Raw genomic sequence first — 10,745 nt, forward strand, 5'->3', positions numbered from 1 at the left:
CTTCATAGGCTGGGAATTTCGCTTGTAGGTTATAGGACCTGAGTTATTGTTTACATCATTGATTTGCACCAAACTGGAATTGTTTTCAAATGTTAAAGAACCATTAACCGTAACTTCATTTGTAATAGTTAATGTTATTCCGGATGGAACTGTTGCAACCACACCGCTATTAATTGTCAAAGCGCAACCTACTAAGTCTACTGTGAAAGGAGAACTTGGTGTTACAGAAGCAATTATAACATTCATAGAAGCATCTGGTTGTACTCCCTTACTCCAACTACTCCCATTCCATGTATTCGAATTATCTAAAATAGTGACTGTAGTTGATGCCGGTGAAGGACATCCACTGGCATTCGTTACTGTAAATGTGTAACTACCCGCTGCTAATCCTGAGATCGTTGTACTTGTTGTATTGGCAATTGTATTACTATAACTTGCCGTTGCGCTACCTGTTTGATTAATTGTCCAATTACCAGTTGGTAAATTTCCTAAAACTACGCTTCCTGTATTAGCAGTACAACTGATATGGGTTGTTGTACCTACTGTTGGTGCTGTTGGTGTTGGATTGACAGTCATTGTTAAACTATTTGATGTAGCGGGACTTCCTGTTAAACATGGAGTAGCATTTGATGTCATCACAACTGTAACGACATCAGAATTTGCTAAAGTAGTTGTTGCAAATGTTGAAGAATTCGTTCCTGCATCAACTCCATTGACTTTCCATTGATAAGCTGGAGAACCTCCGTTTGTTGCAGTAGCAGTAAAAGTAACATTTGTACCTGAACATATTGCTCCTGCTGGAGAAGCTGAAATACTTACAATTGCTAACAAATTAGGATTAACCGTTATGGATCTGAATGCACTTTTTGTTCCGCTACAACCTCCTGTTATTGTATAAGTAATATTAGTGGTTCCGGCTGAAACACCTGTAACCTTTCCGGAAGGATCGACTGTTGCCACAGCTGTATTACTACTGCTCCATGTTCCTGTACCTCCTCCTAAAACTACAGTATTTGCTACATATTGAGTTGCAGCTCCTCCAATACAGATGGAAGCTGCTCCCGTTACTGATGCAAGACTTGCATTGGCATTTACCATCGTAGTTGTAGAAGAAGTTGCTGTATTTGCTGAACATCCTGCTGGATTAGTATAATTTATAGTAACTGTTCTACTTCCTGTGGTTAACCATTTTAATGTTACTGAATTATCAGTAAAAGTACCTCCTGAAGTAATACTGTAATTTGTGTTTAAAACTCCCGGGATTCCCCAAATATAGTTAGACTGACCTGGCTGTGTAGTGTAAGCAACATCAGTATTGACACAAGCAGTTGCCCCTGGCTGAGCGTCAAATGTTACTGTTGGTTTTGCATTAATTACAAAATTAACTGGTGTACGACAGTTTGGATTCGAAGGACATGCTGCATAAAAAGTATACGTATCTGGAGTATTAGTATTGCTTAAAGAAGAGTATTTTCCTCCTTGAGCAATCACTTGTGGATCATTAATCGGATTAAAAGTATTCCCAGACTCCACAATAGTTCCTCCAGTTGCAACCGTGTACCAATCTAAAGTTCCTGGTATAGTATAATTTACTATAATACTTATATTTGAAATATTTGCATCAACACCATTATCATCATAAGTTTCTCTAAATCTAAATAACCAAGTTCCTGCAGGATTTGCAGTTCCCCATGTTCCAAATGCTCCATTTGTAATAGTTCCTGGAGATGACGAGGTAGAAGGAGCTTCTAAATCAGTTTGAACTCCTCCTAATGAAACAGGTGGAGTTGCTTGAATACGCAATTCATTAGTATATGAAGGATTGTTCGATGTATAAGTAATAGTTGTCGAAATAGTAGTCACAACAGCTCCAACAGGTAATGCTGGAAAGTTTATAGAAATGTTTGTGTTTCCACTTCCACCGTACGCTGTGGTATTAGAAACACCTCCTGAACCTGTGGCTGTTTGAACACCTGTAGCTGTACAGCTATACGAAGAACTCAAAGATCCTGACCCCCCTACACAAATACTTACTCCAGTTGCCGTTGGTCCGGTAATAGATATTGTAACTTCATTAGAAATCCTAACGCTTCCACAAGTTGGGGTAGTGGTACAAACTATATATTTAGTTCCGGAGCCTAAATCTGTAAATGCAGGTGTATATGTAGATGCAGTTGCGCCTGATATTGGTGTGACAGTACCACCTGAAACTGTTCGAAAACCCCATTGATATGTCGTTACGCCTCCTCCTGTTGGAGTTAGGGTTAGCGTGCTCCCTGATGCAGAAGGACAGAAACTTTGTGCTGTATTGGGGGTTATTGTTGCTGCAGATAAACTTGTATTTACAATCATTGTTATAGTATTCGATGTTGCCGGATTTCCCGACAAACATGTAGTCGCATTTGAAGTAATAGTACAAGTTACGGTATTACTATCTGCCAAAGAGGCATTGCTATATGTAGGTGAATTCGTCCCAACAATTCCTCCATTTACTCTCCATTGATAGACTGGCGCTGTACCTCCATTTGTTGGTGTAGCAGTGAAAGTAACAGAAGTTCCCGTACAAATTGCCCCAGCTGGTGAAGCAGCAATACTTACAGAAACTGGTAAACTTGGGTTTACAGTCAAAGTTACATTTTGAGTAAAACTAGCGGAACAACTTGGAGTTGCACTTGTGGTAGTAACACCTGTAATTTGCAATATTTGACCATGATTTGGAGCTGTTAATGCTGATGAAATGAAACTTGCGATTCCTGAACTATTAGCAACAACTCCTGATATAGCTGCCTGTGCAATACCATTAATTGTATAATTTATTGTTGAAGTACTACTCGCCAGTAAACCTGACAGAGTAATTGTTGCACCCGATCCAGCACATACCGTAGATGACTGTACTGCTCCGGTTAATGTTGGTGTAGAATTAACTGCAAGGGTTACATTTCTGGCAAAACTAGTTGTACAGTTAGGAGTTGCACTTGTATTAGTAACTCCTGTTATTTGGAGTATCTGACCATTATTCGCAATTGTTAATGCTGTTGTCGTAAAACTTCCTGCGCCAGAGGCATTAGAAATAACACCTGTAATTGCTGTTTGTGCAATCCCATTAATTGTATAGTTAATTGTAGAAGTAGTATTTGGCAATAACCCTGTTAGATTAATTGTCGCAGCAGAACCTTCACACACAGCAGGTTGTGCTGCAGGTTGTGCTGCACCTGTTAATGTAGGATTGGGATTAATAGAAACACTACCGTTCATTGGTGTCGCACAATTCGTATTTCCAGCAGTCGCTACTGCCGTATAAACACCTGTAATACTTTGACTACCAAAAGAAATAGCTGATCCTGTACCTGACACAGGGCTTCCTACAGCTGTAGAACCATTACGCATTAACTGATAATTTACCCCTAATTGAGAATTTGACAATCCTACTGTAGTTGTGCTTCCTGCGCAAACACTTGTACCTGTCATATTATAAGCAGTAGGGTTTGATGCATAAAGCATAATATCATCCAAAAACCAGTCGTCTCCGCCCCAGGCAAGACAAGATCCGCTAGCAGTATTTGAAGTTGTAGCTAAAAACTCTAAGTCAGCTGATGTAGCAGTTGCAGGAACCCACGGAATTGTCAGTGTTATAGTTCCTTGTGTTAAAGATATAGCTGAGGTTGCACCACCAACTGTTAAGGGAAATCCAGATTGAGTATAAGTAGCTCCGTTTGAGGTGGCAATATTACCTGTAGTTATTTGAGAATTACTAGGTCCGTTTGTAATTGTCATGTAAGTAACACCTCTTAATTTTATGACAAGTGTAGCAGTTGTTGGACAGCTTGACAAACGATTTGCATTTTGCCCTTTAATTTTAAAAGTAAGACTTAAAGAGTTACCTATTAGTCCTGTTAAATTTTGCTTTAATGATTGATCAGTTGCTCCATCTTTTTCAATATATATTTCATTTGGTGCCCAATTGGATTCATAATACCAACCTGTACCTGATCCTGAAAACGTCCAGCCATTTGCATTACCTGTAAAAGTAGAATTGGTTACAACATTACACGATTGTCCGAAACCCATTTGAAATGCAAAAAAAGCAAAACAAACCAATTTAGCAGTATTGCCAAATAATTTTGTTGCTATGATTTCTGGAGCTTTTTGATTTTGTTTTGAAAAAAATAAACGGGAAAGAAATAGTAGTTTTTTAATCATGTTTGGGGAGGGGTTAAATTTAAAAAGCAACTTATTTTTCTATTAAATTGATCTTCTTACTTATCACTACTTGCTAAATAATGATTTATTAGCCCCCAAAACTAATCTACATTGATATGTAAATATAGTTCTAATTTTTTGATATTCTGATTTATAATCAAAACACCAAGATAAAAAACGAAAAATTAAATTAATTTGGGGCTAATTTAAAGAACAAAAATAATAGTTCTTAATGGTTTTTTTAACAAAAATTAAAATATTCGATAAAATGCAATAAAAAAACGATTAAAAGACGTTTTTTTAAACAAAAATAATATTTACACATAAAATCTTACATTAAGTTCATAAAAATAGTAATTTTAAAAATATCTCAATTAATAAATAAACTTTAATCTGCTCCAAAATTTAATGTATTCTCATGAATATTTATTCAACTCCAAAAAGAAGAGGATGTCCTAGAAGTTGAAGCCGTCTTTGGACAGCTAAAAAGCAACAACAAATTTAATCGATTTACTTTCAAAGGCTTAGATAAAGTAGAAATGGAATTTATATTGATGGCTATCGGACACAATTTTCGAAAAATGGTCGCAAATAATAATAAAAAGCACAAGACTCATATAGAATTTTCTGTGCGAGTTCGAAATAGAGTTGTAGAAGTTAAAATTTACCTTTTTAAAACCGTAATAGCATGCTTTTTTATAAATGAACCAACTCAAAATCGATTCCTGAAATTTGCTGCATAAAAAAAGCTGCCCTTTTCGGACAGCCTCTTTTCACTTATTCTTTTATTTTATTTAAACAGTGCCTTTTTAGTAATCGTTTTTCCATTTTCTAAAAAGACTTTTACTAATAAAATCTGTTGGGTCAAATGCAAATCCTGAATTAATATCTGTGTATCTCTAATATCTCTATTATTTGATAATTCTTTGCCTAAAACATCATAAATAAAGATTTTATCAATATTTTCCACTGCTGAATTTATTGAAATTATTTGATTATTAATTCCAATAGAAACGGCAGAATTTACAATCTCAAAATCATCATCACCCAATGTTATATTCGTATATTTTAATACAAATCTATCGTTAAAAACACCAATGTCAGTAGTAAAAGTATATCCATTTTGTCTTAAATCATGAAGGGTGTTAGTTAATTTGTCTTCAAGATAAACAGCCTGATTGGAAAGCATACCATCTGTATTTTCTATAGAGATTGTAAATTCGCCTGATAAAATTGTACGATATCCTAAAGGTACTTCGTCTGAATTAGAAAAGGGCAATGCGCGTCCCTGAATAACGAGATTGGTTCCCAAATTAATACTATAAAAATCGATGTAGGAATTCGCATCTAAAGATATTCCGTCAAAATCTGTGTCATATCCATTGGTCGCCCCTTCAATATAACCAATTAATAACTGCTTAAATGCACCTCCTGTATTAGCCATATTAAGCCAAATACGATGTTTTTCCAGCAAACTGGGTTTTGCTGTTTTAAACTGATTGTCATTGCCCGATACGCTAATTGTATTATTAAATACATTCGTTGCTGATTGTCCAAATGAGCATATAAAAATCATAAATATGCTTACTGTTGTAAAGATCTTTTTCATCTCAATTTGATATTAAATTAAATAATTCGGGATTAACAAAAAAGTAAGGTTATAAATTCCTTAGTTTCTTAATCAAAGAACACAATTAAGGTACTAATTTTTACTTCAATAATCGCTTAAATGCATGAAAAAATCGATGAAATACACAGCTTGAAAATCGCTTTATTGCTATAGTGTAAACAATTGTAAAACTATTCTGTAATTGCTGTAACTTTTTTTGTTATTAAATGAGTGTCTGCTAAAATAATTTTTAAAACTAACACTTCATTTTTTAATTTGAGATTACGAATTATAACATCGGGAGATGAAATTTCAGAATCACTATAAACTAATTTTCCTGAAATATCATAAATGAACACCTTGTTAATATTTTCTCTATGAGACTTAAGTTTTAAAATATTATTATCAGTCCAAACCAAAACATCATTATTGGCATGTTCAAAATGCTCAGCAGCTAATGTTGTATTGGTATATCTCAGCATAAATCTATTGTTAAAAACACCTGCTACGGTTGTAAAAGTATAGTCGCTTTGACTTAAATCATTAATCGTGTTAGTCAGTTTATCCTCTAGATACACGGGCTGACTACTAAGCATTCCATCGGCCTGATCAATCGAAATTGTAAAATCGCCTGCTATAATGGTACGATAACCCAGGGACACTGTATCAGAATTATTAAAAGGCAGTGCACGACCCTGAATAACAAGATTACTACCCAAATTAATACTGTAAAAATCGATATAAGCATTTCCATCAAAAGTTATTCCGTCAAAATCACTGTCGTATCCATTTGTTGCTCCTTCTATATAACCAATTAATAGTTGTTTAAAAGCACCTCCTTTGTTAGTCATATTAAGCCATAAACGATGTTTTTCTAAAAGAGCTGTTTTTTTTGTTTTTACCGGTTTAAAAAACTGGCTATTATCACTGTTTATTCTCATTTCATTATTAAATATAACCGTACCGTCTGCATTGGCTAAGGCAAAAAATGACTGCCCTGCAGCAATGTTGCCTGATGGCAAAGCTCCACCAGATGATGCAGATAAGGTTGCTGTTCCCCCAACTCCATTGTAAGAAGCATAATCGCCCGAAGAATATGCTTCTTGAGAGCCTATAATCTTTAAAGGAGTATTATGGGTCCAGAAATAAATAGTTCCATCTAAAACTGCACTATTATTAGGATTAGGATTTGAAAACAAAAAAGCATCAGCACTAATAGCAGAAGGATACGGATTACCAATTAAATAATAATTTCCGGCTGTCACAGACTGTCCTGATATATTGCCGTTGTTAGGAACTCCAATAAACTCAACCTTCTGTGAATAAGGAAAAGCCACAACCTCACCATTTGGCCAGGTTCCTGCCTTTGGAGTTCTGATAATATATCCAATGCCCGGAGTCATAACCGCTGTACCATATTGTTCTTCACGCCAAACTGTTCCGGTAAAAGAAAGATATTTGTCCCACAGTGTATTAGGAGATAATTCAAATAAAGTTTGACCTGACACTGGTGATGACCAATAGGTAAAATCGAAGTTCTTCATTGGAGTTGAAGTTCTTTTGTAAATAATATCTCCAGAGTTGGTAGAATCAGGATTATTTTGTACCAGACTCGCATTATTTTCAAAAGTTAAGCTTCCTCCGCTATTAACAACTTCATTGTGTATGGTCAAAGTATCATCGCTATTAATGACAACATTAATACCTGAATTTACTTTACAACTACAGCCCGTTATATTCCCCGCACCTCCACCAGCTGTAGTTAATGGTGAAGCAAAAACCAAATTCTGATTAATAGTTGGTGTCCCGTTTGACCAGCCTCCAACAAGATTATATGTATTGGTAACGAGATTATTAACTACAACATTCACAGAAGGCGATGTACAACTTCCTGTATATTCAACAGTAAAGTCATAATTTCCGGGTGCAAGACCTGAAATGGCATAAGTTGCTGTTGGTGGTATCGTATAATTTGCGAATACGGTACCTGTCTGTACAATAACAATATCAACATTTGATGGTGTCGAAGCGGGCAAACCGCTTAGTATTACACTTCCTGTTGGGTTAGCACATGTAGGTTCTGTAACCGTTCCAGATATTGGTGCCGAAGGTGCGGGTACGATAGTAATATGTACAGGCTGCGTTACGGAACAATTTGCATTATAAATAGTCATTATACCAAAATAAGTATTTGCAGCTACTCCTGCAGGAATGACAATTGTATTCATATTTCCTCCACCACTTGAAAATGCAAATGGGGTATTAGGCTGATTTGCTAACCCTGCAAGATTTCCATCGGCACTCCACGAAATGCTGTAACTTGTGGGGTCATTGTTTGTAGATATATAAGCCAATTCAGCCATTTGTTGAGCACTTCCATTAAAACAGACATCAGGCATTAAACCATCAGTTAGAATTTCGGGTAAAGGGTTGACTATTACCTCAAATGTTGTAGAAAAAACGGCACTACAAGGACCATTTTTTATTTGAGCTCTAAAATATGTAGTTTCTGTTAAAGGTTCAGAAGTATATGTTGAACTCGTATGATTAATAGTTTCCCATACAATTAAACCAAACAAATCATTCCCTTGTTGCCATTCGGTTATTGTTCCCGTATAACCCGATAAAGTGAGCAGACCACTTGTACTTCCGCTACAGACAGAACTTGTTCCTGTAACAGTTCCACCCACACTTGCAGAAGAAACGGTGATTGTTGCAGTATTATTTGTACTTATAGTATTGGTACAAGATTCTGAGGTAAGATTGGTAACCGTTATTGTACTTGGACCTAAAGCAGTTAATCCCTCTGCTGTAAAAGTCCCTATTCCGGTTCCACCAGTAACGGACATAGGAGCTGTTAATCCTGTTCCGTTTAAACTTGGACTGCTGCGATTATACGTTACAACATAATCTCCATTTGGCAAAGATGAACCACCAGTTAATGTTACTACTGAAGTTGATCCTATTGCTGTACAGACATCAACTGCTGTAGTAGCTGCTGTAAGTGCATAAGTAGGACAGGTATAAGTCACTTTTATTTGACCTTTTCCTCCATTTCCTCCTTTAAAATTAGAATTTAATAACCCTAATGCTCCACCGCCTCCACCGCCCGGTGAACTACCAGTATTTCCATTACCACCACCAATTAATGTCATTCCACTAGCTCCTGCACCACCACCCGTAACTGCGGCACCTCCATTTGCATTTAATAAATTTGTTGAAGCATTATTCCCATTTGCTGCTGTACCAGCACTACCCCCTCCGCCGCCAGAAGATAATACTGTTACTAAAATCGTTCTTGCTAATGCGCCAGCTCCTCCTGAATAGAATGTGCCTGTTCCTGTTGAAGCAATTCCTCCAGCTCCTCCAGCTCCATTACCTGAATTACCATTTTTGCCTCCAACTCCTCCAAGTGCATTTACAGTAGAAAAATTTGTTGTCTCCCCAGTAAGTCCATCAGCTCCATTGACACCAATTCCTCCATTACCAACTTTATAATTTAATACTGCACCTGGAGTTACAACAAATGTTGGAACTTTACTATAGGCTCCTCCTCCACCTCCACCTCCGCCAAAGAGTGAAACAAGGTTATAAACTCCACCACCGGAGCCACCGCCTCCCCAGCATTCAACATTTAATGAAGTAACACCGGCAGGAACCTTAAAAGTACTGGTAGTTGGTGTTGAAAAAGTAAGAGTGGTTTGAGCCCACATAGAAGAAGAAAAAACAAAAAATAACAAAAAAGGTGATTTTAGTCTCATAATAGAAGAGTTTAAAGATTAAAAAATCAATTAAGTCTTGGTAATATCTATGAGTGGTATTGAAAAAGTGACCTTTCAGAATAAGAGATTAGCCTTGAGTAAGCACTTTTTCTCAAAAAAAAACATTCTTTTAAACACCTGTAATTAAAGTGTTTACATGTGGGGTATTTCAAATTTAAAAAATAAAAATATTTTTTTATGTTAATTTTTGTAAAATTTTGTAAAATTTTATCACTATTTAAGCATATTCCATAAAAGTTTAATTGTAATAGCCTTTTTAAAATTTTACATTTGTTCCTATTTAAATTATCTCACTTTAGTAAACTTTACTTATGACTATTAAAGAAGCACTACAAAAACTAGAACATTTTTGTGCCTATCAGGAACGTTGTCATGATGAAGTAGTGGCAAAATTATATTCTTTAAAAATGTCTCCCGACGAGATAGACATTATTATTGTTAAACTCATTGAAGACAATTTTTTAAACGAAACGCGCTTCGCCTGTAACTTTGCCCGCGGCAAACATCGAATTAAACATTGGGGAAAAATTAGAATTGTAAATGAACTTAAAATCAGGCATATTTCTGTAACCAATATTAACCTTGCTCTAAAAGAAATTACAATAGAAGAATACGAAACAACATTTGATCAACTCTCTGAAAGATGCTGGGAAAATTTAATAGAACGAAATACAATGAAAAAAAGGAAGAAATTCTGTGATTATTTACTTCGAAGGGGGTATGAAAGTAATTTGGTTTATAATAAGGTAAAAGAACTGGAGCTATTGGAGCATTAATTCATAAGACAACTCTACAAAAAAATCCGACAACTTTCGCCATCGGATTTTTTAATTATTGTCCTGTTATTTTATTTATTTAAAGATCACTTTTTTGGTTGTAGTTGTACCATTCTCCAGAACTACTTTGACCAATAAAACCTGTTGGGCAAAGGGAAGGTTCTGCATTACCAGCTCAAGATTATTCACACTCTCTTTCTTGTACAAGTATTTTCCAGAAAGATCGTAAATAAACACGTCCTCAATGTTCTCTACAGTCGAATTTACGGTAATGTTTTTATTCTGAATTACAACTGAAACGGCATCCTCTGTTGTTTCAAAATCTCCTGTACCTAATGTTTTATTGGTATATTTTAATACAAAACGATTATTGAAGGT

Annotated in this window: 6 protein-coding genes; 2 read left to right on the forward strand and 4 right to left on the reverse strand. The window is 35.7% G+C overall.

Annotated features, from left to right (window positions below; genetic code table 11):
- The coding region (locus ACEN2I_RS19625) for a beta strand repeat-containing protein (RefSeq protein ID WP_441767781.1) at positions 1-4,200 on the reverse strand (4,200 nt) is incomplete at its 3' end.
- Positions 4,201-4,628: 428 nt separating this feature from the next.
- On the opposite strand from ACEN2I_RS19625, the gene ACEN2I_RS19630 reads away from it, so the two are divergent.
- Entirely contained in the window at positions 4,629-4,943 is a 315-nt protein-coding gene (locus tag ACEN2I_RS19630) for a transposase (RefSeq protein ID WP_441767786.1), read from the forward strand.
- 47 nt (positions 4,944-4,990) lie between these two features.
- Here ACEN2I_RS19630 and ACEN2I_RS19635 read toward each other — a convergent pair whose 3' ends face one another.
- The gene (locus ACEN2I_RS19635; protein WP_441767782.1) at positions 4,991-5,809 is read right to left on the reverse strand and encodes a T9SS sorting signal type C domain-containing protein; all 819 of its coding nucleotides are present in this window, start codon (positions 5,807-5,809) and stop codon (positions 4,991-4,993) included.
- A gap of 191 nt (positions 5,810-6,000) precedes the next feature.
- Positions 6,001-9,570, reverse strand: a complete 3,570-nt coding sequence (locus ACEN2I_RS19640; RefSeq protein WP_441767783.1) for a glycine-rich domain-containing protein — start codon at positions 9,568-9,570, stop codon at positions 6,001-6,003.
- A 332-nt stretch (positions 9,571-9,902) separates the two neighbouring features.
- Between ACEN2I_RS19640 and ACEN2I_RS19645 the strand changes: the two genes are divergently transcribed.
- A complete protein-coding gene (locus ACEN2I_RS19645; RefSeq protein WP_441767784.1) occupies positions 9,903-10,367 on the forward strand; it encodes a regulatory protein RecX in 465 nt (154 codons plus the stop codon).
- 75 nt (positions 10,368-10,442) lie between these two features.
- Here the strand turns inward: ACEN2I_RS19645 and ACEN2I_RS19650 are convergent.
- Positions 10,443-10,745, reverse strand: a 303-nt coding sequence (locus ACEN2I_RS19650; RefSeq protein ID WP_441767785.1) for a T9SS sorting signal type C domain-containing protein, incomplete at its 5' end; no start/stop codon positions are given.

Origin of the sequence: Flavobacterium sp. W22_SRS_FK3 (assembly GCF_052113665.1) — a bacterium.
Lineage (GTDB): Bacteria > Bacteroidota > Bacteroidia > Flavobacteriales > Flavobacteriaceae > Flavobacterium.

Bases quoted from the DNA above. Each gene is read 5' to 3' on its own strand.
- ACEN2I_RS19635 (WP_441767782.1), bottom strand. From the start codon at position 5,809: ATGAAAAAGATCTTTACAACAGTAAGCATATTTATGATTTTTATATGC.
- ACEN2I_RS19640 (WP_441767783.1), bottom strand. From the start codon at position 9,570: ATGAGACTAAAATCACCTTTTTTGTTATTTTTTGTTTTTTCTTCTTCT.
- ACEN2I_RS19645 (WP_441767784.1), top strand. From the start codon at position 9,903: ATGACTATTAAAGAAGCACTACAAAAACTAGAACATTTTTGTGCCTAT.